At 66.7% G+C, this 21733-nt stretch carries 22 protein-coding genes and 2 tRNA genes; 16 read left to right on the top strand and 8 right to left on the bottom strand.

The features are described from left to right. Nucleotides 1-61 precede the first annotated feature (61 nt). The 8 genes from infC to A9976_RS20815 all read left to right on the top strand — a co-directional run bounded on the left by infC (nt 62) and on the right by A9976_RS20815 (nt 6231). On the top strand, nt 62-679 hold the full coding sequence (gene infC, locus A9976_RS20850) for a translation initiation factor IF-3 (protein ID WP_012206414.1): 618 nt from the start codon (nt 62-64) through the stop codon (nt 677-679). Between the two features lie 203 nt (nt 680-882). Further along, the gene (gene rpmI, locus A9976_RS20845) at nt 883-1086 is read left to right on the top strand and encodes a 50S ribosomal protein L35 (RefSeq protein WP_046240115.1); all 204 of its coding nucleotides are present in this window, start codon (nt 883-885) and stop codon (nt 1084-1086) included. A 26-nt stretch (nt 1087-1112) separates the two neighbouring features. Then, nucleotides 1113-1472, top strand: coding sequence for a 50S ribosomal protein L20 (gene rplT, locus A9976_RS20840; protein WP_012206412.1), 360 nt, complete (start codon nt 1113-1115; stop codon nt 1470-1472). A 110-nt stretch (nt 1473-1582) separates the two neighbouring features. Then, a complete protein-coding gene (gene pheS / locus A9976_RS20835; RefSeq protein WP_183020596.1) occupies nt 1583-2635 on the top strand; it encodes a phenylalanine--tRNA ligase subunit alpha in 1053 nt (350 codons plus the stop codon). A 75-nt stretch (nt 2636-2710) separates the two neighbouring features. Continuing rightward, nucleotides 2711-5158: a phenylalanine--tRNA ligase subunit beta gene (gene pheT, locus A9976_RS20830; protein ID WP_183020595.1), complete on the top strand. Its 2448-nt coding sequence runs from the start codon at nt 2711-2713 to the stop codon at nt 5156-5158. Between the two features lie 34 nt (nt 5159-5192). Continuing rightward, nucleotides 5193-5525 carry an integration host factor subunit alpha gene (locus tag A9976_RS20825; protein ID WP_088164239.1) on the top strand — a complete coding sequence of 111 codons (333 nt, stop codon included), beginning with the start codon at nt 5193-5195 and terminating at the stop codon, nt 5523-5525. Between the two features lie 188 nt (nt 5526-5713). Next, nucleotides 5714-6124: a MerR family transcriptional regulator gene (locus A9976_RS20820; RefSeq protein ID WP_183020594.1), complete on the top strand. Its 411-nt coding sequence runs from the start codon at nt 5714-5716 to the stop codon at nt 6122-6124. A gap of 30 nt (nt 6125-6154) precedes the next feature. Continuing rightward, nucleotides 6155-6231, top strand: a tRNA-Pro gene (locus tag A9976_RS20815). A 140-nt stretch (nt 6232-6371) separates the two neighbouring features. Here the strand turns inward: A9976_RS20815 and A9976_RS20810 are convergent. Then, on the bottom strand, nt 6372-7271 hold the full coding sequence (locus A9976_RS20810) for a LysR substrate-binding domain-containing protein (protein WP_183020593.1): 900 nt from the start codon (nt 7269-7271) through the stop codon (nt 6372-6374). A gap of 152 nt (nt 7272-7423) precedes the next feature. Between A9976_RS20810 and A9976_RS20805 the strand changes: the two genes are divergently transcribed. The 4 genes from A9976_RS20805 (at nt 7424) to A9976_RS20790 (ending at nt 12182) form a co-directional block, all read left to right on the top strand. Then, the gene (locus tag A9976_RS20805; protein WP_183020592.1) at nt 7424-10477 is read left to right on the top strand and encodes an FAD-binding and (Fe-S)-binding domain-containing protein; all 3054 of its coding nucleotides are present in this window, start codon (nt 7424-7426) and stop codon (nt 10475-10477) included. 107 nt (nt 10478-10584) lie between these two features. Then, nucleotides 10585-10661, top strand: a tRNA-Pro gene (locus A9976_RS20800). A gap of 217 nt (nt 10662-10878) precedes the next feature. Beyond that, a complete protein-coding gene (locus A9976_RS20795) occupies nt 10879-11229 on the top strand; it encodes a single-stranded DNA-binding protein (protein ID WP_012206405.1) in 351 nt (116 codons plus the stop codon). Nucleotides 11230-11363: 134 nt separating this feature from the next. Further along, nucleotides 11364-12182 carry a MetQ/NlpA family ABC transporter substrate-binding protein gene (locus tag A9976_RS20790; protein ID WP_012206404.1) on the top strand — a complete coding sequence of 273 codons (819 nt, stop codon included), beginning with the start codon at nt 11364-11366 and terminating at the stop codon, nt 12180-12182. A gap of 184 nt (nt 12183-12366) precedes the next feature. Here A9976_RS20790 and A9976_RS20785 read toward each other — a convergent pair whose 3' ends face one another. The 6 genes from A9976_RS20785 to A9976_RS20760 form a co-directional block, all read right to left on the bottom strand. Then, nucleotides 12367-13092, bottom strand: coding sequence for a nitroreductase (locus A9976_RS20785; RefSeq protein WP_183020591.1), 726 nt, complete (start codon nt 13090-13092; stop codon nt 12367-12369). 4 nt (nt 13093-13096) lie between these two features. Further along, on the bottom strand, nt 13097-14296 hold the full coding sequence (locus A9976_RS20780) for a thiolase family protein (protein WP_183020590.1): 1200 nt from the start codon (nt 14294-14296) through the stop codon (nt 13097-13099). Then, complete coding sequence (locus A9976_RS20775) at nt 14293-15789, bottom strand: AMP-binding protein (RefSeq protein WP_183020589.1); 1497 nt, start codon at nt 15787-15789, stop codon at nt 14293-14295. The genes A9976_RS20780 and A9976_RS20775 overlap by 4 nt, the downstream gene beginning before the upstream one ends. After that, nucleotides 15782-16375 carry a biotin transporter BioY gene (locus A9976_RS20770; protein WP_013801685.1) on the bottom strand — a complete coding sequence of 198 codons (594 nt, stop codon included), beginning with the start codon at nt 16373-16375 and terminating at the stop codon, nt 15782-15784. The genes A9976_RS20775 and A9976_RS20770 overlap by 8 nt, the downstream gene beginning before the upstream one ends. A 70-nt stretch (nt 16376-16445) precedes the next feature. After that, nucleotides 16446-17039, bottom strand: a complete 594-nt coding sequence (locus A9976_RS20765; RefSeq protein ID WP_043820550.1) for an energy-coupling factor transporter transmembrane protein EcfT — start codon at nt 17037-17039, stop codon at nt 16446-16448. A gap of 17 nt (nt 17040-17056) precedes the next feature. Then, entirely contained in the window at nt 17057-17797 is a 741-nt protein-coding gene (locus A9976_RS20760) for an energy-coupling factor ABC transporter ATP-binding protein (protein ID WP_183020588.1), read from the bottom strand. 385 nt (nt 17798-18182) lie between these two features. Between A9976_RS20760 and A9976_RS20755 the strand changes: the two genes are divergently transcribed. The 4 genes from A9976_RS20755 to A9976_RS20740 all read left to right on the top strand — a co-directional run bounded on the left by A9976_RS20755 (nt 18183) and on the right by A9976_RS20740 (nt 21319). Then, on the top strand, nt 18183-19064 hold the full coding sequence (locus tag A9976_RS20755) for a methionine ABC transporter ATP-binding protein (protein WP_183020587.1): 882 nt from the start codon (nt 18183-18185) through the stop codon (nt 19062-19064). 51 nt (nt 19065-19115) lie between these two features. Continuing rightward, complete coding sequence (locus A9976_RS20750; RefSeq protein ID WP_012206396.1) at nt 19116-19781, top strand: methionine ABC transporter permease; 666 nt, start codon at nt 19116-19118, stop codon at nt 19779-19781. 63 nt (nt 19782-19844) lie between these two features. Next, nucleotides 19845-20675, top strand: a complete 831-nt coding sequence (locus A9976_RS20745) for a MetQ/NlpA family ABC transporter substrate-binding protein (RefSeq protein ID WP_013801689.1) — start codon at nt 19845-19847, stop codon at nt 20673-20675. A 95-nt stretch (nt 20676-20770) separates the two neighbouring features. Next, nucleotides 20771-21319, top strand: coding sequence for an NADPH-dependent FMN reductase (locus A9976_RS20740; protein ID WP_016448265.1), 549 nt, complete (start codon nt 20771-20773; stop codon nt 21317-21319). 48 nt (nt 21320-21367) lie between these two features. On the opposite strand, the gene A9976_RS20735 is transcribed toward A9976_RS20740, so the two are convergent. Next, nucleotides 21368-21733: integrase core domain-containing protein (locus tag A9976_RS20735; protein ID WP_183020213.1), on the bottom strand; the 366-nt coding region annotated here is incomplete at its 5' end.

Genomic DNA, 21733 nt, shown 5'->3' with positions numbered 1-21733 from the left:
GTAGCCGCTTGCGTGTACTGCACACAAGCGGCTACGCTGTTGTAGCAACTTAAATCCAAGGGTGAGAACCATAGCTACTGAATTTCGTGATCGGCGCCACCGTGAAGAGCGCAAGCATCGTCTCAACCGTGAAATCATGGCGCCTGAAGTGCGTCTGTCCGGCCCGGAGAACGAGCCGCTGGGCATCGTGCCTCTGCAGGAAGCGCTGCGCATGGCGGGCGAGCTGGACGTGGACCTGGTGGAAATCGCCGCCACTGCCACTCCACCTGTCTGCCGGTTGATGGACTATGGCAAGTTCAAGTACCTTGAACAGAAGAAGGCTGCCGAAGCCAAGGCCAAGCAGACCGTCATCGAAATCAAGGAAGTGAAATTCCGCCCTGGTACCGACGACGGCGACTACAACATCAAGCTGCGCAACATCCGCCGTTTCCTGGCCGATGGTGACAAGTGCAAGATCACGCTGCGGTTCCGCGGCCGTGAAATCACGCACCAGCAGATTGGTCTGGACCTGCTGAACCGTCTGCGTGACGATCTGGCGGATTCCATCCAGGTGGAGCAGTTCCCCAAGCTGGAAGGCCGCCAGATGGTGATGATGATCGCCCCTGCGCGCAAGAAGCCCACAGCTGGCGGCAAGCCGGCAGAAGTTTCTGCTGCACCTGCGGTGGCTGATAAGGCATAATCGCGGTTTCGCCCTTCGTTGAGGGGCGACAGAATTTGCAGGCCGTGCGCGAGTTGATTGCGCGGGGCATGCGATGCAAGGGACATGGTTTCCATGTCCCTTGTTCTTGCCGGCCTCCGGGCTGGCACAGAAGTGTCTCGGGGCCAGCAAGTGCGCGCAGTGTTGCGAGCCGCCTCACGAGCACAAACAACAGGAGCATTCAAATGCCCAAAATGAAGACCAAGAGCAGCGCGAAGAAGCGTTTTCGCGTTCGTCCCGGTGGCACCGTCAAGCGCGGTCAAGCCTTCAAGCGTCACATCTTGACCAAGAAGACCACCAAGAACAAGCGTCACCTGCGTGGTGCAGTGGCTGTGCATGAGACCAACATGGGCTCTATCGCACAAATGCTGCCGATGGCTGGCCTGTAATTCACTGACGAACAAGGAGAAAACACATGCCTCGCGTCAAACGTGGTGTAACGGCCCGCGCCCGTCACAAAAAAGTTCTGGCCCTTTCCAAGGGTTTCCGCGGCCGCCGCGGCAATGTCTTCCGCATCGCCAAGCAGGCGGTGATGAAGGCTGGGCAATATGCCTACCGTGACCGCCGTGCCAAGAAGCGCGTGTTCCGCCGTCTGTGGATCGCCCGTATCAACGCCGCTGCACGTGAACTGGGCCTGACCTACAGCCAGTTCGCCAACGGCCTGAAGAAGGCAGCCATCGAGATCGACCGCAAGATGCTGGCCGATATCGCGGTGCACGACAAGGCTGCTTTCAGCAGCATCGTTGATCAAGTCAAGGCCAAGCTGGCTGCTTGAGATAACGGTCTGCGACCATCCTCGTGATGGTCTGCAGCGCAAACAGCAAGGGCTAGGGCTTGAAAAGGCTGCTAGCCCTTGTTTCTTTTCACAGTCGATAAAGAGTCGATATGAACGAGTTGGATTCTCTGGTCGAAAGCGCGCAGCAATTGTTCGCGCAGGCACAAACCCCCGCTGATCTGGAAAACGCCAAGGCGCAGTTTCTGGGCAAGTCGGGCAAGGTGACCGAGCTCATGAAGGGCATGGCGCAGCTTTCCGTCGAAGAGAAGAAGTCGCGCGGAGCCGCCATCAACGTGGCCAAGCAAGGCATCGAGGCCGCGCTGACCGCGCGCCGCAAGGCCCTGGCCGATGCCGAGCTGCAGGCCCACCTGAAGGCCGAGGTGCTGGATGTGACCTTGCCGGGCCGCCGCCGTGGCCAGGGCGGCCTGCACCCCGTGTCGCTGACGCTGGAGCGCATCGAGGGCATCTTCGGCTCCATGGGTTTCGATGTGGCCGAGGGCCCCGAGATCGAGTCCGACTGGTTCAACTTCACGGCGCTGAACACGCCGGAAGACCATCCCGCCCGTTCCATGCACGACACCTTCTACGTGGAAGGCGGCACGGAACAGGCCCCCAATCTGCTGCGCACGCACACCAGCCCCATGCAGGTGCGCCATGCCGTGCAGCACGTCAAGAAATACCGTGGGCGGCTGGACGCCGGCCAGGGCATGCCCGAGATCCGCGTGATCGCGCCGGGCCGCACCTACCGTGTGGACAGCGATGCCACGCACTCGCCCATGTTCCACCAGTGCGAAGGCCTGTGGATCGGCGAGAACGTCAGCTTCAAGGACCTGAAGGTGGTCTTCACCGACTTCTGCAAGACCTTCTTCGAGAGCGACGACCTGGTGCTGCGCTTCCGCCCCAGCTTCTTCCCCTTCACCGAGCCCAGCGCCGAGATCGACATCCAGTTCCAGAGCGGCCCGCTGGCCGGCCGCTGGCTGGAAGTGGCCGGCTCCGGCCAGGTGCACCCCAACGTGGTGCGCAACATGGGGCTGGACCCCGAGAAGTACATCGGCTTTGCCTTTGGCATGGGGCCTGACCGCCTGACCATGCTGCGCTATGGCGTCAACGATCTGCGACTGTTTTTTGACGGCGATATCCGCTTCCTGTCGCAATTCCGTTGATCCGGCTGCAAGCCTTCGCCAAAGAGTCCGCCAGCGCCACGGCGCGCGGACCGAACCAACGCCAAAGAGTCTGATATGCAATTTCCCGAATCCTGGCTGCGCGAGTTCTGCAATCCGCCGCTGACCACCCAAGAACTGGCCGATACCCTGACCATGGCCGGCCTGGAGGTGGAGGAGCTGGAGCCCGTGGCGCCGCCGTTCACCAAGATCGTCGTCGGTGAGATCAAGGCTGCCGAGCAGCATCCCAATGCCGATCGCCTGCGCGTGTGCCAGGTCGATGTGGGCGGACCCGAACTGCTGACCATCGTCTGCGGCGCGCCCAACGCGCGCGTGGGCATCCGCGTGCCCTGCGCCACGGTGGGCGCCGAGCTGCCGCCCGGTGAAGATGGCAAGCCTTTCCTGATCAAGATCGGCAAGCTGCGCGGTGTGGAGAGCTTCGGCATGCTGTGCTCGGCACGCGAACTCAAGCTGTCCGAGGACCATGGCGGCCTGATGGAGCTGCCGCTGGACGCGCCCCTGGGTCAGAACATCCGCGAGTACCTGAACCTGGATGACACGCTGCTCACGCTCAAGCTCACGCCCAATCTGGCGCATTGCCTGAGCGTCTACGGCGTGGCGCGCGAAGTGGCTGCGCTGACCGGCGCGCCGCTCAAGCCCCAGTCGTTCACGCCTGCCGCCGTGGGCGTGCAGGACAAGCTGGCCGTGAAGATCGAGTCGCCCGAGCTGTGCGGCCGCTTCTCGGGCCGCGTGGTGCGCAATGTCAACACCCAGGCGAAGACGCCGCAGTGGATGGTCGATCGCCTGGCGCGCTGCGGCCAGCGCAGCGTGGCGCCGCTGGTGGACATCTCCAACTATGTGATGTTCGAGCTGGGCCGTCCTTCGCACATCTTCGACCTGGACAAGATCCACGGCGGCCTGCAGGTGCGCTGGGGCAAGGAAGGCGAGCAGCTCAAGCTGCTCAACGGCAACACCGTCACCGTGGATGGACAGGTGGGCGTGATCGCCGATGAGCGCGAAGTCGAGTCGCTGGCCGGCATCATGGGCGGCGACGCCACGGCTGTGTCCGACGACACGCGCCACATCTACATCGAGGCCGCATTCTGGTGGCCCAAGTCGATTGCCGGCCGTTCGCGCCGCTACAACTTCTCCACCGATGCGGGCCACCGCTTCGAGCGGGGTGTCGATCCCGAACTGACGGTCGAGCACATCGAGCGCATCACCGAGCTGGTGCTGCAGATCTGCGGCACGCCCGAGACCGTCTGCGGCCCCATCGACGACCAGCAGGCCAACATGCCCCAGCCCAGGCCCGTCACGCTGCGCGTGGCGCGTGCGGCCAAGGTCATCGGCATGCCGCTCACGCAGCAGCAGTGCCACGATGCGCTGGCCGGCCTGGGCCTGCCGGTGGAGCAGGGCGATGGCGTGCTCACCGTCACGCCGCCCAGCTTCCGCTTCGACATCAACATCGAGGAAGACCTGATCGAGGAAGTGGCGCGCATGGTGGGTTACGAGAACCTGCCCACGACCAAGCCGCTGGCGCCCATTGCGCCCAAGCTGCGCGCCGAAAACCGCCGCAGCCAGTTCGCCGTGCGCCGCGCGCTGGCTGATCTGGGCTACCAGGAAACCATCAACTTCAGCTTTGTGGAAGCCGCATGGGAGAAGGATCTGGCCGGCAACGCCGATCCCATCCAGCTGCTCAACCCCATCGCAAGCCAGCTCAGCGTGATGCGCTCCAGCCTCATCGGCTCGCTCATGCAGGTGCTCAAGTTCAATGCCGACCGCAAGGCCGAGCGCGTGCGCGTGTTCGAACTGGGCCGTGTCTTCCTCAAGGATGACAGCGTTGTTGACAGCGACACCACGGTCAAGGGCTTTTATCAGCCCATGCGCGTGGCAGGCCTGGCCTGGGGCTCCGCAGAGCAGCTGCAATGGGGCCGTGCCGAAGCCAAGGTGGACTTCTACGACGTCAAGGGCGATGTCGAGGCGCTGCTGGCGCCGCGCAAGCCCGTGTTCGAGCCGGCCGAGCATCCGGCCATGCACCCGGGCCGCTGCGCGCGCGTGCTGCTCGATGGCCAGTCCATCGGCTTCATCGGCGAGCTGCATCCCCAGTGGCGCCAGCAATGGGATCTGGCCCAGGCGCCCGTGCTGTTCGAGCTGGGGCTCGATGCCGTGCTGGCGCGCGAGGTGCCGGTGTTCAAGCCCGTGGCCAAGCACCAGGCCGTGGAGCGCGACATTGCCGTGGTCGTGAACGAAAAGGCCACCCATGCCCAGCTCATGCAGGCGGTGGAAGCTGCCCAGACCGGCGGCCTGCTACGCTCCGCCGTGCTGTTCGATGTGTTCCGCCCCAAGGCGCTCAAGGCCGGCGAGACGGCGGCACCGGGCGCGCTGGCGCAGGACGAAAAGAGCCTGGCCGTGCGCCTGACGCTGGGCAATGACGACAGCTCGCTGACCGACGTGCAGATCGAACAGGCCGTGCAGGCCGTGCTCGAACAGCTGCAGCAACGCCTGGGCGCGCGCCTGCGCGCCTGATGGAAGGGCCCATGCCGTGAAAGGAGATCCCGTGATGGAACTGACGGTGGAAAGTCTTGATTCGCCCGCGCTGACCAAGGCGCAGCTGGCGGACCTGCTGTTCGACGAGATCGGTCTGAACAAGCGCGAATCCAAGGAAATGGTGGATGCGTTCTTCGAGCTGATCTCGCAAAGCCTGGTGACGGGCGAGGATGTGAAGCTGTCGGGCTTCGGCAACTTCCAGATCCGCACCAAGGCACCGCGTCCGGGGCGCAACCCGCGCACGGGCGAGGCCATTCCGATCGAGGCGCGCCGCGTCGTGACCTTCCATGCGAGCAGCAAGCTCAAGGAGCAGATCCAGGAAGGCACGACGGGCTCCACGTCCTGAAGGGTCGTCCCCGGGGCCCGGCTTGCCGTGGCCCAGCTGTCGTCAGCCTGTCTGCCTCGCGGTGGATAGGCTGTTTTTACGACAGGGTGCTGGCCTGCAAGCGAGCTGTGCAGTAGGCTCGGCCTTCTTCCCGGATCGGCGTCCGCGCACCAGCGGCATTGCACATCCTGACCTCATCCACATTTGCCATGGCTTCACTTCTGCCCCAGATTCCCGCCAAGCGCTACTTCACCATCGGTGAGGTCGCGGATCTGTGCGACGTCAAGCCGCATGTGCTGCGCTATTGGGAGCAGGAGTTCACGCAGCTGCGTCCCATGAAGCGGCGCGGCAACCGCCGCTACTACCAGCACCACGAAGTGCTGATGATCCGGCGCATCCGTGAGCTGCTCTACGAGCAGGGCTTCACCATCAACGGCGCGCGCAACCGCCTGCGCGAAGCCTCGGGGTCTGCCGTGGTTCCCGCGCTGCAGGCCGGTGTCGTGGTGTCGGCGCCGGCTGCCGCGCCGCTGCTCGGCGGCGATGCCGCGGCCAGCGTTTCGCTGGAGCCGGAGGCCGTGCGTGAAGAGCTTTTGCAGATTCGTGCGCTGCTTTCTATTTGAGAGCAAAAAGCTGTATATAATTGAATTCTTCGGCGTGTAGCGCAGCCTGGTAGCGCACTTGCATGGGGTGCAAGGGGTCGCGAGTTCGAATCCCGCCACGCCGACCATAAATGAATACGGACCACAGCTTCTGGCTGTGGTCCGTTTTTCTTTGTGCCATCGCTAACCGCTACCAACCGCTACCAACCGCTAACAGGTGCTTCCGTGTGCCGCCAACCCCTGAAGGGGAGCGGCCGTTGCGCAGGAATCAACCCTGAGCGCAGGTTGCAAGCAGCCATTGCCGGAAGGCTGCCAGCGCCGGCAGTGTCGCGTTCCTCTCGGGATAGACCAGGTAGTAGCTGCGCTGGCTGGGGATGGCGTCTCCCACCACGTGCAGCTCACCGCGCGCTATCTCCTCTTCCACCAGTACCCGGGGCACCAGGCCCACGCCCATGCCTGCCAGCACGGCCTGTATCAGGTGCGAGGTCAGCTCGAAGCTCGGCCCTATCCGCATCTGCCGGTGATCGAGCCGATAGTGCGTGAACCACTCGCTCCAGGCCTGCCGGTTGCTGGCCACCGTGAGCAGCACCTGCTGGCCAGCCCAGTCCGGTGTGGCTGCTGTCTGCCCGGCCTGCTGCAGCGCCTGCGGGCTGGCCACCGCCACCAGAAACTCGTGGTACAGGCGGTGCGCGGTCAGCCCGGGCCAGTCCCCCGTGCCCACGGTGATGGCGGCGTCTATCTCTGCGCTGTCGAAATCGATATCGCCGATGCGCGAGTGGATGTGCATCGTCACCCCGGGCTGGGCCTGGTAGAAGCCATGCAGGTGCGGCAGCAGCCATTTGGAGCCGAAGGTGGGCAGGGTGGCCAGATTGAGGGTGCCACCGCCGGACTGGCGTGACATGGCCTGCAGGGTGGCGCTGCGTATGCGGCCCAGCGCGGCGCCCAGGTCGATGAAGTAGCGGCGCCCCACGTCGGTCAGGCGCACCGTGCGGCCCTCGCGGCGGAACAGGCTGATGCCCAGCTGCGCCTCCAGTGTCTGCACCTGCCGGCTGATGGCGCTCTGGCTGAGCGACAGCTCCTCGGCCGCACGCGCATAGCTTTCGTGGCGCGCGGCCGCCTCGAAGACCAGCAGCAGGGACATGGAGGGCGTCAGGCGTCGGTAATTCATGAGTTTTATGCAGTGTTTGCGGCAGCAATTTTCGTTTGTTCCAGAGGAAGAGTGTAGAGATACTTGCGGCCATGGTCGGCCTGAAATCGTGTATTGCATGCATGGGTTTCCTGGGCTGATCGCCAGCAACAAATCTCCCCACCCTGCCTTCCATGTCGATTGCCCCACTGCCCCACGCCGGCGCCCCCGTGCCTGCCCAATACCTTGAGTTTCTTGAAGCGCTGAAGGCCGCCGGCTTCGAGGGCGACGTGGACACGGACCATGCCAGCCGCACCGTGCTGGCCACGGACAACTCCATCTACCAGCGCATGCCGCAGGCGGCCATCTACCCGCGTCACGCCGAGGATGTGGCCAGGGCGGCGCAGGTGCTGGCGCGGCCTGAGTTCCGCGATGTGGTGCTGACACCGCGCGGCGGCGGCACGGGCACGAACGGGCAGTCGCTCACGCATGGCGTGACCATGGACTTGTCGCGGCACATGAACGGCATCCTGGAAATCAATGCCGAGCGGCGCTGGGTGCGCGTGCAGGCCGGCGTGGTCAAGGACCAGCTCAACGCCGCGCTCAGGCCATACGGACTGTTCTTTGCCCCCGAGCTGTCCACCTCCAACCGCGCCACCATCGGCGGCATGATCAACACCGATGCCAGCGGGCAGGGCAGCTGCACCTATGGCAAGACGCGCGACCACGTGCTGGCGCTGGACTTCGTGCTGCTGGGTGGCGAGCGCCTGCACAGCGCGCCGCTGGATGCCGAGGCGCTGGAGCGCATGTGCGCCGATTCGGGGCGCATCGGCAAGGTGCACCGCACGGCGCGGCGCATCAGCGATGACCAGGCGGAGTTGATCGAGGCCAGATTCCCCAAGCTCAACCGCTGCCTCACCGGCTATGACCTGGCCCATCTGCGCGAAGGCGACGGGCGCTTCAACCTCAACAGCGTGCTGTGCGGCGCCGAAGGCTCGCTGGGCTTCGTGGTGGAGGCGCGGCTCAACGTGCTGCCCATTCCCCGCTATTCGGTGCTGGTCAACGTGCGCTATGCGGGCTTCATGGATGCGCTGCGCGATGCGCGTGCGCTGATGGCGCACCGGCCGCTGTCCATCGAGACGGTGGACTCCAAGGTGCTGCTGCTGGCCATGAAGGACTTCGTCTGGAGCAGCGTGGCCGAGTACTTCCCGCAGGACGGGCAGCGCCCCACGCTGGGCATCAACCTGGTGGAATTCAGCGGCGACGATCCGCAGGAGGTCGATGGCCGCGTGCAGGCCTTCCTCGCGCACCTGGGCGCCGACGCCTCGGTGGAGCGGCTGGGCCACACGCTGGCGGCCGGCAATGCAGCGGTGCACCGCGTCTATGCCATGCGCAAGCGCGCCGTGGGCCTGCTGGGCAATGTGGCGGGCGAGGCGCGGCCCCAGCCCTTTGTCGAAGACACGGCCGTGCCGCCCGAGAACCTGCCCGAGTTCATTGCCGAGTTCCGCGCGCTGCTGGACAGCCACGGCCTGCAGTACGGCATGTTCGGCCACGTCGATGCCGGCGTGCTGCATGTGCGCCCCATCCTGGACATGAAGAACCCCGTGGACGCCGCCCTGGTGCGCCCCATCTCCGACGCGGTGGCCGAACTCACGCAGCGCCATGGCGGCCTGCTGTGGGGCGAGCACGGCAAGGGCCTGCGCTCCGAATATGTGCCGGCCTTCTTCGGCGAGCTGTATCCCTCGCTGCAGCAGCTCAAGGCCGCCTTCGACCCGCACAACCAGCTCAACCCCGGCAAGATCGCCACGCCGCCGGCCAGCAAGACCTTGCTGCTCAAGGTGGACGGCGTCACCACGCGCGGCGAGCTGGACCGGCAGATCGACGAGCGCGTATGGCGAAGCTATGGCGCAGCCATGCACTGCAACGGCAACGGCGCCTGCTACAACTTCGACCCGGACGATGCCATGTGCCCGTCCTGGAAGGCCACGCGCCAGCGCGTGCATTCGCCCAAGGGCCGGGCCTCGCTGATGCGCGAATGGCTGCGCCTGCAGGGGCAGGCCGGCGTGAACGTGCTGGAGGTCGCGCAACGGCCCCAGCCCTTCCTGTCCAGCCTGGCCGCGCGCTGGCGCAACAGCCGCGCGGCGCGTCGCGGCGAGGCCGATTTCTCGCACGAGGTCTATGACGCCATGGCCGGCTGCCTGGCCTGCAAGTCCTGCGCCGGGCAGTGTCCCGTCAAGGTCAACGTGCCCGAATTTCGCTCGCGCTTTCTGGAGCTGTACCACCGCCGCTACCTGCGGCCCGTGCGTGACTACCTGATCGGCTCGCTGGAATTCACCATGCCGTGGCTGGCCCGCATGCCCGCGCTCTACAACGGGGTGATGGGCTCGCCATGGATGCGCGATGTGCTCAGCCGTCGCATCGGCATGGTCGATGGCCCGCTGCTGAGCCGGCTGGACCTGGCCGCCACCTTGCGGCAATGGAAGGTGCGCGCGGCCGATGCGCAGGCGCTGGCCGCGCTCACGCCAGAGCAGCGCGCGCGCAGCGTGGTCATCGTGCAGGACAGCTTTACCCGCTACTTCGAGACCGGCCAGCTGCAGGTGCTGATCGAGCTGGCGGCGCGCCTGGGATTCCAGGTCTGGCTGGCGCCGCTGCTGCCCAATGGCAAGCCGCTGCATGTGCAGGGATTCATGGGCGCCTTTGCCAAGGCGGCCATCCGCAATGCCGCGCAACTGGCGCAACTGGCGCAGTCCGGCGTTGCGCTGGTGGGACTCGACCCGGCCATGACGCTGGCCTATCGGCAGGAATACCTCAAGGTGCCGGGCATGGGCGAGGTGCCGAAGGTCGCGCTGCCCCAGGAGTGGCTGCTGCAGGTGCTGCCCGAGGCGGTGACCAGTGTGGCCGGCGTGGCCTACCGGCTGCTGCCGCACTGCACTGAAAAGACCAACGCGCCCGACAGCGGCAAGCAGTGGTCGCAGCTTTTCGAGCGACGGGGGCTGCGCCTGAGCGTGGAGGCCACGGGCTGCTGCGGCATGTCGGGTACCTACGGGCATGAGGCGCGCAACCTCGAAACCTCCAAGACCATCTATGCCCAGTCATGGGAGAAACAGATCGAGAGCAAGCAGAACCTGGGCGAGCCGCTGGCCACCGGCTATTCCTGCCGCAGCCAGGTCAAGCGACTGTCTGCACGCCAGCTGCGCCATCCGTTGGAGGCCTTGCTGGACCACGTTCGTGCCACGCATCAGGGGTGAGAAGATGCGGGGGCTGATCGTCGCCATTTCAGAAATTTGCAGACATTTTTGAAAAATCTCTGCGTTTTCCCTGAAGGCCTGTTTTTAGTCCCTATAATTCAATGCTTCGGCGTGTAGCGCAGCCTGGTAGCGCACTTGCATGGGGTGCAAGGGGTCGCGAGTTCGAATCCCGCCACGCCGACCAAAACGCAAAGCTCCTGACGGAAACGTCAGGAGCTTTTTGCTTTGTACGTTCGTTTTTTGCACTTTCGATTTTGCGCGCGATGGCGCCTTGCTGCGAAGAGAAAGTGCAGCTTCGCCAGGCAGGTCCATCACGGATGGCGAGGGCAGCCAGCGCATGAAAAGTCCATGCACCGCGAAGATGCGCGTCCCGGTCTGGACACGTAAAACCTGCACCTACAATGGCGTCTTTTGTAACTGACGATTTCTTCCTGGTCTCGCACATGATGGATGGACTGATTACCGGCAGACTCACCGGTACGCCCGAACACCGCAGCGACCGCAATCGGCGCCCCTTCATGGTGGCCCGCGTGCGCTCCGAGGCATCCGATGGCACTTCCATCCCGGTCAACGTGGTTGCATTCGACGCCCAGGCCTGCGAGGTGCTGCGCAATCTGATCGAAGGCGATGCCGTGGCGCTGCGTGGCAGCTTCACGCCCAAGGTCTGGATAGACCGCCAGGAGCAGCCCCATCCCGTACTGGATGTCGTGGCGCACCAGGTCATGGCGACGCCCGAGTTCCAGGACCGCTGACGCCCGCGCTGCGGCGCCGGTTGTGAGCTACTGAAAAAACTGTCTAGCCGCAGTGTGCCGGCACGGCCGCCGCGCGCTGTGTTGGCGCTACAGTGTGCGCCTGTGTTTTTGACAGGTTACAAGGAACCGCATCCATGCCCACCAAGCGCCATTTCCTCCGCCGCACGCTCACGGCCGCCGCGATTGCCAGCACCGCAGCCATGACCCTGCTGGCCATGCCCGCGCAGGCGCAGGACAAGCCCATCAAGGTCGGCGTCACGGCCGGCCCGCACGCCCAGATCATGGAGCAGGTCAAGAAGGTCGCCGAGAAGAACGGCCTGAAGATCCAGATCGTGGAGTTCGGCGACTACGTGCAGCCCAATGCCGCGCTGTCTGCCGGTGACCTGGACGCCAACAGCTACCAGCACCGCCCCTACCTCGACGCCCAGGTGCGCGACCGCGGCTACAAGATCGGCTGGGTGGCCGACACGGTGAATTTCCCCATCGGCATCTATTCCAAGAAGATCAAGCAGCTGGCCGACCTGCCCCAGGGCGCCAAGTTCGGCATCCCCAACGATCCCACCAACGGTGGCCGCGTGCTGCTGCTGCTGCAGGCGCAGGGCCTGATCAAGCTCAAGGAAAGCGCGGGCCTGAAGGCCACGCCGCTGGACGTGGTCTCCAACCCCAAGAAGCTGCGCTTCGTGGAGCTGGATGCAGCCCAGCTGCCACGCTCGCTGGATGACCTGGACGCCTCGGCCATCAACACCAACTTCGCGATCTCGGCCGGCCTGAACCCCAAGACCGATGCCATTGCCCAGGAAAACGCCAAGAACCCCTATGTGAACATCCTGGTCGCGCGCGATGCCGACAAGGGCAAGCCCTGGGTGGCGCAGCTGATCAAGGCCTATCACTCCGATGAAGTGCGCCAGTTCATCGATGTGCAGTTCAAGGGGTCGGTGATCCCTGCATTTTGATAGGAAGCGCCCCCTGAGCGGCTGACGCCGCTTCCCCCTCTCTCGCTTCGCGGGAGGGGGACGACACCCTCGCGGCGGGGCTGCCCTTGCTCGGTGTCCCTCGTTTTGGGCTGCGCCGGTTTCGGTCGCCGTATTCAGTGCTAGCGAGGGCTGAATTGCAAAAGCTGCCATTGGCAGCTTTTTTTCATTCTCCCAGCACTCTGAAGTATTCGCCCAGCGGTGCGCGGGTGGTCTGGGTGCGGTTGACGGGGGCGGCCTCGTCGGGCCAGCCCAGGGCCAGGCCGCAGACGATGTGCTCGCCGGGCGCAAGGTCGAGCACGCGGCGCACGGTGTCGGGGTAGGAGGCCAGGGCGCCGATGGCGCAGCTGCCCAGGCCCTGGGCGGCTGCGGCCATTTGCAGGCCGTACAGGGCCATGCCCAGGTCCATGTAGCCGCCTGCGCCGAAGCGGGAGTCAATGCTCACGACCAGGGCCACGGGCGCATCGAAGAAGCGGTAGTTGCGGCCGAACTGCGCGTCGCGCCCGGCACGGTCCTCGCGGGCCACGCCCAGGGCGCTGTACAGGGCCTGGGCCGATGCTACCTGGCGCTTGCGCAGCGCCATGGGCATGGGGCGGGGGAAGTAGCCGTAGTCCTCGCGCTCAGGCGCTCCGCCTTGCCAGTCGGCCAGCAGTGCCTGTGTGAGTGCGCCGCGCAGGCTGCCGCGCACCTGGATGAACTGGCCTGGCTGCAGGTTGCCGCCGCTGGGCGCCCGGCGGGCCGAGTGCAGCAACTGGTGCAGCAGCGCATCCGGCACGGGATCGGGCCGGTAGGCGCGCACGGAGCGGCGCGCGTGCACCAGGGCCTCATGCGCATCGCCAAAGGGAAGGGTGTCGGGCGGTGGGTTGGCGGACATGGGAAATGCGGAGTCCATGGATTCAAAGCGCCTGCACAAGGCAGGCCGCGCCTATGCCGCCCGCACCTGCAATGGCGGCCAGGCCCAGGGCCGGTCTGTGGGCTGCTGGCGTGCGGTGCAGGTCGCAGAGCATGCGCACCAGCGCAACCGCGCCCGATGCGCCAATGGGATGGCCGCGCGCCAGGCCGCCGCCGCCGGTGTTGAGCTGCTGCAGCGGCAGGCCCAGGGTTTCGGCAAAGGCCAGGGCCTGCACGGCGAAGGCATCGTGCAACTCCACAGCCTGGAGCTCTGCCGCAGTCAGGCAAGGCAGCTGCAGCGCTGCGGCTGCACGCTCCAGCACCTGCTGGGCCGCCAGTGCGGCGGCGACCAGCGGTGTTTCGGGCGCATGGCCCAGCGAGGCACTGGCCACCCAGCGGGCGCGTGGCTGCAGGCCCAGGCGCGCACAGGCCTGCGGCGTGGCCAGCAGCACCAGGGCGGCGCCATCGGCCTTGGGCGAGATGGTGGGCGTGCTCAGTGCATGGCGCTGGCGTGCATGGGCGTCAACGGCGCCACCCGCTTCGGCCACCACGGGCATGCGGGCAACGCGGGCCGGGTTCAAGGCGCGCGGATAGGCGTCGTGGTCCAGCCCCGCCATGGGCACGATCTCTTGGGCCAGCCGGTCGCGGTGCGCGAGCGCCAGCGCGTGGCTGTGGATGGCATGGGCTTCCTGAACGGCGCGGGTGATGCCATGGGCCAGCGCGTGGTCGGCGGCAGATTGCAGCAGGTCCGGGTCGCGTGCGGGGTCGGGGGCGAACGCGGGGCGGTCATAGGTGACGGGCAACTCGCCTGCATGGCGCGGGCGTGTCTGGCGGATGGGGGCGCGGCTCCAGGCCTCGGCACCACCGGCCACCACAATGCTGGCCTGGCCCGACATCAGCAGGCCCGTAGCCAGGGCCACGCTGTCCAGGCCCGAGCAGCACTGGGTATCCACGCTGTGGGCCGCGCAGCGCTCGGGTAAGCCCGCAGCCAGGGCCAGCATGCGGGCCGGGTTGCCGCCTGCGCCCAGGGCGTTACCTAAGACCACGGCATCCACGGCCCGGGCAGGCAGGCCGGCCCGGGCCAGCAGGGCCTGGAGCACGGGTGCGCCCAACTCGTGCGCCGCAAGTTCGCGCAGCGCACCGCCCACGGGAGCGACGGGGCTGCGCGCCCAGGCCAGGATGACGGGGGCGTCGTGCGGGTTCATGGCAGGGGCAGCAGCGCGGGTTCGCCGGGCCGTGCCTGGCCGGTGGCAGTGGCCGCCAGCGCGCGCGCCAGACGGCCGTGGTCGGTCTTGCCGCTGGCGGTCTGCGGCCAGTCGGCGCAGCTCCACCATTGGCGCGGCAGCTTGTAGCTTTCCAGCCGCTCGCGCAGCCAGGCCGCCAGCGCCTGTGCGGAGCCTGCGGGCGCGGCGCCGTGCCATTGCACGACGGCGTGCACCTGCATGCCGCGCAGGGCGTCGGGCAGGCCTTGGATGGAGACCTGGGCCACGCCCGGGTGCGCGGCCAGCAGGGTTTCGACTTCTTCGGGGAACAGGTTCTTGCCCTGGGTGACGAGCATGCGGCTCTGGCGCCCGGCCAGGCACAGCTGGCCGCCGGCATCGATATGGCCCATGTCGCGCACGGACAGCCATTCGCCGTCGCGCAGCGCGGCCGTGCCGTCGCGGGCCTCGCCCACATAGTCCATGAACAGCATGGGGCTGCGCATGTAGATCAGGCCGTCCTCGCCCGGCTGCAGGGGCTGGTCGCCGGGCTGCTGCGTGGCGGGGCGGATCTGCAACTGCACATTGCTGAAGGGCCGGCCCACGGCCTGGGGCGGGGCCTGTTCGTCGGCCTCCATCCAGGCGATGAAGCTGGCCTCCGAGGCGCCGTAGAACTCGATGATGCGTGCGCGCGGAAACAGCGCGCGCAGGGCCGGGGTCTGGGCGCGCATCCAGCGCGCGCCGCTGATCATGACCAGTTCCACCTCGGGGATGGGCGCCAGCGCGCGGTGTGCCGCCCATTGCAGCATCAGCAGCAACTGGCTGGGCACGGCGACCAGGCAGGGCGCCTCGCCGCGCGCCAGGCTGGCCAGGCAGCGCGCCGCCGAGAACCGCTCCTGCACCACGGCGCCTTCGCCGCACCACAGGCCCTGCATCACGCCGAACAGGAACAGGGAATGCGAGATGCGCCCGGGCGCCATGGTGCGCTGCGCGGCCACGGGGCCGAAGTCCTGCAGGCAGACGCGAAAGCTCTCTGTCCACGAACGGTGGTGGCGCATGAAGCCCTTGGGCAGGCCGGTGCTGCCCGAGGTGAAGCCGGTGTAGAAGGCGCAGGTGGCCGTGGCCTCGGCCAGCGGGCTGGGCGCGGTGGGCAGCCAGCCCTCGATGCGGCTGCGCACCGCATCGGGCCAATCAGGGTCGGCCACGGCGGCGCAGCGGCCGCTGTGGAGGATGGCGAGGAAATCGACGATGGCATCCACGGTGCTGGCGCTGCCACCCGTGTCCAGCAGCAGCATCTCTGGCGCCTGGCCGGCCACCAGCGCGGCCGAGCGCTGCAGCACGGCGGCATGCAGCGCGGCAAAGCTCCATTGGCCCGCCTCGCTTTGCAGTGCCATCGCTTCGGGGCGCTGCCGGGCCCAATGCTCCAGCGGGCCATGGACCAGGGTCCACGGGTGCTGCAGCGGCGCGGCCAGCGGGTGGGGCGCGAGTGGCTCAACCATGCTGGCGGCCTCCGAACGGCCAGTCCGGCATGCCGCGCGCCACCGTGTGCACCACCAGGGCGCACAGCACGCACTTGATCAGATCGCCGGGCACGAACAGCAAGGTGGCCATGAAGGCCTGCGACAGGCTGAGCTTGGCCATCAGCATGAGGCCCAGCACGCCGAAGGCATGCAGGGCCACCAGCCCGCCGAGCGCCGAGGCCGCAAAGGCGCTGAACGCCGCGCGCCGGGGAGACCCTTGGGGCAGCGCACGCATGACCAGGCCGGCAATGCAGGCCGCCAGCGGGTAGCCGAGCAGGTAGCCGGCCGAGGGCGCCATGAAGACGGCAATGCCGCCGCGCCCGCCCGACAGCAGGGGCAGGCCCACGGCCACGGCCGCGAGGAACAGCAGCATGGACTGCATGCCGCGCCAGGGGCCGAGCATCACGCCGGCCAGCATCACGCCCAGCGACTGGATGGTGATGGGCACGCCCAGCGGCAGGTCGATCTTGGGAATCAGGCCCATGACCGCCATCAGCGCCGCAAACAGCGAGACCTGGGCCATGGAGCGCGCAGAGGCGCGTGAGACGGTGGAGGGGGCGGTCATGGACGGTTCTCGGAAGGTTCTCGCAAGGCTTTTGCGTATGGATCGGTCGGGAAATGGGGCTGGGCAGGCCTCAGCGGCCCAAGCGCGCCCACAGCGCATCGGACACGCGGCGAGTGGCCTGCAGCATGTGGATGGTCAGCGGCGCAATCAGGCGCAGGCCGCCGGCGCGGCCCGTGCGCAGCCGGTGGGCATCATCCATGCGCTTCCACTGCACGAAGAAATGCTCGGTGAAACGCAGCATCAATGCCAGCTGCAGGGCCACCTGTTCGGGGGAGATGCCGATGCGCTCCAGCGGCGCCAGCAGCCGCTCCAGCACATCGACCAGATCGCTGGGGCGCGTGCTCACGGTCAGCGCCATGCCCAGCGTGGAGGCGCAGACCAGGCGCAGCGCGCTGGCGGCGGCCAGGGCGTAGTGCTGCATCCACACATGGAAGGCAGCGACCAGCAGGGCGGCCACGGTGACCGACAGCATGAGCCGCCGTGCGCCCTCGGTGGCGCGGCCCAGCGACAGCCACAGCAGGCCGCAGGCGGCGCCGGCCAGGGCCAGCAGCCACGGTGAATCGATGAGGAACAGGCCCGTTCCCAGCAGCGCCATGAGCAGCAGCTTGCGGCCCGCGCTCCAGGCATGGAGCCAGCTGGTGTATTCGCTGTAGAGGCTTCCCATGGCGGCCGGCTCCTGCGTCAGTCCTGCGCTTGCAGCCGCCGGGCCACGTCGGCTTCATAGGCCGCGCAGACCGCGTGGCCGGGGCCGTCTGCGCGCACTTGGCCGCGCTCCAGCCAGAGCACGCGGCCAAAGCTGCGCACGTGGTCCAGCACATGGGTGGAGACCAGGATCTGCTGCTCGGCGGCCGCGATGTCCCGGGCCAGCCGCGCCTGGCCCGGCAGGTCCAGGCTGGCGAAGGGCTCGTCCAGCAGCAGCACGCGCGGCGCGGCAATGAGCAGGGCCAGCCAGCACACCTGCTGGCGCTGGCCCTGGCTGAGTCCGGCCACGGCGCGCGGAGCCCAGTCGGCCAGGCCGCGGCTGGCCAGCAGGGCGCGGGCGCGCTCCGTGGCCTCGCGCCGCGAGATGCCCGAAGGGCGCAGACCCAGGGCCAGCTCTTCCGCCACGGTGGGGAAGATGATCTGGTCGTCGGGGTTCTGGAACATCAACCCGACCTGGCCCGGGCGCCGCGCACGGGCCTCGTGCAGTTCGGTGCCGTCCAGCAGCACGCGCCCGGCCTCGGGCGCATCCAGGCCGCACAGCAGACGGAACAGGCTGGTCTTGCCGGCGCCGTTGTCGCCGATGAGGCCCACGCGCGGCTCGTCCAGCCGCAGGTCGAGTCCGTCAAAGACTGTTGTGATGCCGCGCCGCAGGCGCACGGCTTCCACGCGCAGGCTGGCGGCGAGGGCTTGGCGGTTGGCGGTCGGGGAGGATTCGGGCATGGCAAAGGAAAGCGGGTACTTACCTGTAATGCACGCAACAGCAAGGGATCTTGCCGTTGTACAGGCCTGTCGGGGCGGATTCTAGCAATGCCGTCCAGGCCGTACATCAAGGCTTGAAAGACGGCAATCGATATAAGCACCGTATTTTTTATTCTTTTGTTTGAACAACGTTTTGCAACACACTCGTTAGAACACTAATGACGGCAGATCCTGGGGATTCGCCTGTGCTTGGCGACGACGCAAGACAACGCATGCCCATCGGCTTGCAACTGCGTCCAACTGCGCAGCACAGGGCCCGGAAATTGCGCGCCATTGCCTGGAGATGGCGGTGCAAAGGCTGCCGTTGCCGATTCCAGGACCGTTTTCACTGCCGAACCGAGACTCCATGACCGTCCAGACCGCCCATTTGGCCCCGGAAACCGCGCTGATCCGCCTGCGCGACCTGCAAAAGAAATTTGTAACAGCCGATGGCAAGCACTTCGATGCCGTGCGCTCGGTATCGCTGGACATTGGACAGGGCACGGTCTTCGGCCTGATCGGCAAGAGCGGCGCGGGCAAGTCCACGCTGCTGCGCCTGATCAACCTGCTGGAGCGTCCCGACAGCGGCGAGGTGGTGGTGGCGGGCCAGCGCCTGACCGACCTGGGCCGCCGCGCGTTGCGCGAGGCGCGCCAGAACATCGGCATGATCTTCCAGCAGTTCAACCTGCTGCAGAACGCCACCGTGTTCGAGAACGTGGCCTTTCCGCTGCGCATCCACGGTGGCCATTCGCGTGCCCAGATCGAGCAGCGCGTGCGCGAGTGCCTGGACATCGTCGGCCTGACCGACAAGGCGGCCAGCCATCCTGCCCAGCTGTCGGGCGGCCAGAAGCAGCGCGTGGCGATTGCGCGCGCCCTGGCGCCGCGCCCGCAGGTGCTGCTGTGCGACGAGCCCACCTCGGCGCTGGACAGCGAGACCACGCGCTCCATCCTGGCCACGCTGGCCGACATCAACAGCCGCCTGGGCGTGACCATCGTCATCGTCACGCACGAGCTGGCCGTGGTCGATGCGCTGTGCAGCGAGGTGGCCATCATCGAGCAGGGCCAGGTGGCCGAACGCTTCACGCTGCCCGCCCTGCCGCGGGGACGTGCCTACGAGGCGCCGCAGCGCGCCACGCTGCTGGGCAGCGAACTCGAGGCCCTGCGCGTGGAGCGCGCCGACAAGGCCCTGCGCGAGCGCGGCGCCACCCGTCCCGTGGTGCTGCGCGCCGTGGGTGGCTCCGAGCACTGATGGGGTCTTCGCCCCTTCCCGTTTCCCTCTTCTTTTCGATTCCGCATTCCCATGTCTGAAAACATCGTCGAAATCCTGCCCGAGCTGTGGCTGGCCATGGGCCAGACCCTTTTGATGCTGGGCATCGGCCTGTCGGCCGCCGTGCTCATTGGCGGCCCGCTGGGCGTGCTGCTGTTCCTGCTGGGTCCCGGCCAGTCGCTGGACAACCGCCCGGCCTTCGCCGTGCTGAACTGGACGGTCAACACCGTGCGGTCCTTCCCCTTCATCATCTTGCTGGTCGCCCTCGTGCCCTTCACGCGCTGGCTGGCCGGCACCTCCATCGGCCCGCTGGCTGCGGCCGTGCCGCTGTCCGTGGCGGCCATTCCCTACCTGGCACGCCTGGTGGACCAGTGCCTGCGCGATGTGCCGCGCGGCGTGATCGAGGCCGCGCACGCCATGGGCGCCTCGGAGCTGCAGATCGTCTGGCGCGTGCTCATCGTCGAGGCGCGTTCGGGCCTGGTGCTGGCGCTGACCGTGCTGGCCGTGAGCTTTCTGTCGTATTCGGCCATTGCCGGCGTGGTGGGCGGCGGCGGCATCGGCGACCTGGCCATCCGCTACGGCTACTACCGTTTCCAGACCGATGTGATGGTGCTCACCGTGACCATCCTCGTGGCCATGGTCCAGGTCATCCAGTTCGTGGGCAACACGGCGGCCCGCCGCCTGGACAAGCGCGGCTGAGCGCGCTGTCCGGACCCGCTTTCTTCTTTCTTCCTGCTCTCTCCCAAAAAAAAGGATTCCGACATGACCGCATCCCTTTCCTTCGTGCGCCGCCATCTGCTGGCCTCGGCCGCCGCCCTTGCCGCTGCCAGCGTGCTGGCGCTGCCCGCCCACGCCCAGGCCGACAAGAAGCAGCTGGTGATCGGCGGCACGGCAGGCTCCAACATCGACCAGCTCAAGCAGGGCATCGTGCCGCTGCTGCAAAAGAAGGGCTACCAGGTCAAGCTGGTGGAGTTCAACGACTACGTGCAGCCCAACCTGGCGCTGGCCCAGGGCTCGCTGGATGCCAACTTCTTCCAGCACCGCGTCTACCTGCAGAAGTTCGCTGCCGACCAGAAGCTGGACCTGGTGGAGCTGGTGCAAGGCCCCATTGCCCCCCTGGGCGTGTATTCCAAGACCCGCAAGACCCTGGCCGAGGCCAAGGAAGGCGACCGCGTGACCCTGCCCAACGACCCCAGCAACCTTGCGCGCGCGCTGGTGCTGCTGGAGCAGGCCGGACTGATCAAGGCCAAGCCCGGCATCGACCCGCTGCGCGTGTCCGAAAAGGACCTGGCCGAGAATCCGCGCAAACTCAAGTTCATCCCGCTGGAAGCCGCACAGCTGCCGCGTTCGCTGGGTGACACCGAGTACGCCATCATCAACGGCAACTTCGCCATCTCCTCGGGCCTGAAGCTGACCGAGGCCGTCTCGCTGGAAAAGACCCCCGACCACTATCTGAACGTGGTGGCCATCAAGAAGAAGGACCAGGGCACGGCATGGGCCAAGGACCTGGCCGAGGTCTACCGTTCGGCCGAGTTCAAGGCGGTGGTGGACAGCAAGTTCCAGGGCTATGCCAAGCCCTCCTTCCTACAGTGAGCCCGCTGAAGGCAGCCACATAATGGCTGCTTGCGGGAGGTGCCCCTCCCGCCTCTTTCCCGCCCGTTTCCCGCCACTTCCTCCAGGAGCAATGCATGAGCCAGATCAAGGTCGCTGTCATCGTGGGCAGCCTGCGCAAGGATTCCTTCAACCGCAAATTCGCCGACGCAATTGCGCGCCTGGCGCCCGAAGGCCTGGTCTTCGAGCAGGTGGCCATTGATGCGCTGCCGCTGTACAACCAGGACCATGACGGCAATGAGGTGGACGTGGTCAAGCAGTTCCGCGCCCAGATCCAGTCGGCCCAGGCCGTGCTGTTCCTGACGCCCGAGTACAACCGCTCGATTCCCGGCGTGCTCAAGAACGCGCTGGACCAGGGCTCGCGCCCCTACGGCAAGAGCGTCTGGGCCGGCAAGCCCGCTGCCGTGGCCGGCGTCTCCGTGGGTGCCATCGGCACGGCGCTGGCGCAGCAGCATCTGCGCAATGTGCTGGCCTACCTGGACATGCCCACGCTGGCTCAGCCCGAAATCTTCATCCAGGCCAAGGACGGCCTGTTTGCCGAAGACGGCTCCATCGGCGCCGGCAGCCGCGATTTCGTGAACGGCTTCGTGCAGAAGTTCGCGGCCTGGGCGCGCAAGCACCAGTGAGCGTTGCGGCAAGGCCGCTCAATGACCCGTCCTGCCATAGGTTGACACCTATGAAGGACACCGATCCGGCGTAATCCAGCCGGCCAGAGACGCCCGATGAACCTCATCGGGCGTTTTCAATTTTAGGGACAGGTGCGGTCTTTCCTGGTTGTAGATCTGCACGGCCTGCTGGACCATCCGGCTGGCCTGGGCCAGATCGGCAGGCCGATGCAGCAGGAACTCCATCTTCAAGATCCCGTTGACGCGCTCGGCCAGCGCGTTCTGATAGCAGTCGTAGCCGTCAGTCATCGAACAGGCAATGCCGTGGCGCCGATGAATCTCCTGATAGTCATTCGAGCAGTACTGGATGCCCCTGTCCGAGTGATGCACCAGCATTTGCTGCGTCTGGCGGCCGTTGAGCGCCACCTTCAGCGC

It is taken from the genome of Delftia sp. UME58, from assembly GCF_014170385.1.
Lineage (GTDB): Bacteria > Pseudomonadota > Gammaproteobacteria > Burkholderiales > Burkholderiaceae_C > Comamonas > Comamonas acidovorans.
The sequence above is the reverse complement of the archived record's forward strand: the minus strand, read 5'-3'. Positions and strand labels throughout refer to the sequence as shown.

Excerpts from the sequence above, each read along its gene's own strand:
- pheS (WP_183020596.1), top strand. The coding sequence starts at position 1,583 with ATGAACGAGTTGGATTCTCTGGTCGAAAGCGCGCAGCAATTGTTCGCG.
- rpmI (WP_046240115.1), top strand. The coding sequence starts at position 883 with ATGCCCAAAATGAAGACCAAGAGCAGCGCGAAGAAGCGTTTTCGCGTT.
- A9976_RS20740 (WP_016448265.1), top strand. The coding sequence starts at position 20,771 with ATGAGCCAGATCAAGGTCGCTGTCATCGTGGGCAGCCTGCGCAAGGAT.
- A9976_RS20825 (WP_088164239.1), top strand. The coding sequence starts at position 5,193 with ATGGAACTGACGGTGGAAAGTCTTGATTCGCCCGCGCTGACCAAGGCG.
- A9976_RS20775 (WP_183020589.1), bottom strand. The coding sequence starts at position 15,789 with ATGGTTGAGCCACTCGCGCCCCACCCGCTGGCCGCGCCGCTGCAGCAC.
- A9976_RS20805 (WP_183020592.1), top strand. The coding sequence starts at position 7,424 with ATGTCGATTGCCCCACTGCCCCACGCCGGCGCCCCCGTGCCTGCCCAA.
- A9976_RS20765 (WP_043820550.1), bottom strand. The coding sequence starts at position 17,039 with ATGGGAAGCCTCTACAGCGAATACACCAGCTGGCTCCATGCCTGGAGC.
- A9976_RS20795 (WP_012206405.1), top strand. The coding sequence starts at position 10,879 with ATGGCGTCTTTTGTAACTGACGATTTCTTCCTGGTCTCGCACATGATG.
- A9976_RS20745 (WP_013801689.1), top strand. The coding sequence starts at position 19,845 with ATGACCGCATCCCTTTCCTTCGTGCGCCGCCATCTGCTGGCCTCGGCC.
- A9976_RS20790 (WP_012206404.1), top strand. The coding sequence starts at position 11,364 with ATGCCCACCAAGCGCCATTTCCTCCGCCGCACGCTCACGGCCGCCGCG.
- A9976_RS20780 (WP_183020590.1), bottom strand. The coding sequence starts at position 14,296 with ATGAACCCGCACGACGCCCCCGTCATCCTGGCCTGGGCGCGCAGCCCC.
- A9976_RS20820 (WP_183020594.1), top strand. The coding sequence starts at position 5,714 with ATGGCTTCACTTCTGCCCCAGATTCCCGCCAAGCGCTACTTCACCATC.
- A9976_RS20770 (WP_013801685.1), bottom strand. The coding sequence starts at position 16,375 with ATGACCGCCCCCTCCACCGTCTCACGCGCCTCTGCGCGCTCCATGGCC.
- A9976_RS20785 (WP_183020591.1), bottom strand. The coding sequence starts at position 13,092 with ATGGACTCCGCATTTCCCATGTCCGCCAACCCACCGCCCGACACCCTT.
- A9976_RS20810 (WP_183020593.1), bottom strand. The coding sequence starts at position 7,271 with ATGAATTACCGACGCCTGACGCCCTCCATGTCCCTGCTGCTGGTCTTC.
- pheT (WP_183020595.1), top strand. The coding sequence starts at position 2,711 with ATGCAATTTCCCGAATCCTGGCTGCGCGAGTTCTGCAATCCGCCGCTG.
- rplT (WP_012206412.1), top strand. The coding sequence starts at position 1,113 with ATGCCTCGCGTCAAACGTGGTGTAACGGCCCGCGCCCGTCACAAAAAA.
- A9976_RS20750 (WP_012206396.1), top strand. The coding sequence starts at position 19,116 with ATGTCTGAAAACATCGTCGAAATCCTGCCCGAGCTGTGGCTGGCCATG.
- A9976_RS20760 (WP_183020588.1), bottom strand. The coding sequence starts at position 17,797 with ATGCCCGAATCCTCCCCGACCGCCAACCGCCAAGCCCTCGCCGCCAGC.
- A9976_RS20755 (WP_183020587.1), top strand. The coding sequence starts at position 18,183 with ATGACCGTCCAGACCGCCCATTTGGCCCCGGAAACCGCGCTGATCCGC.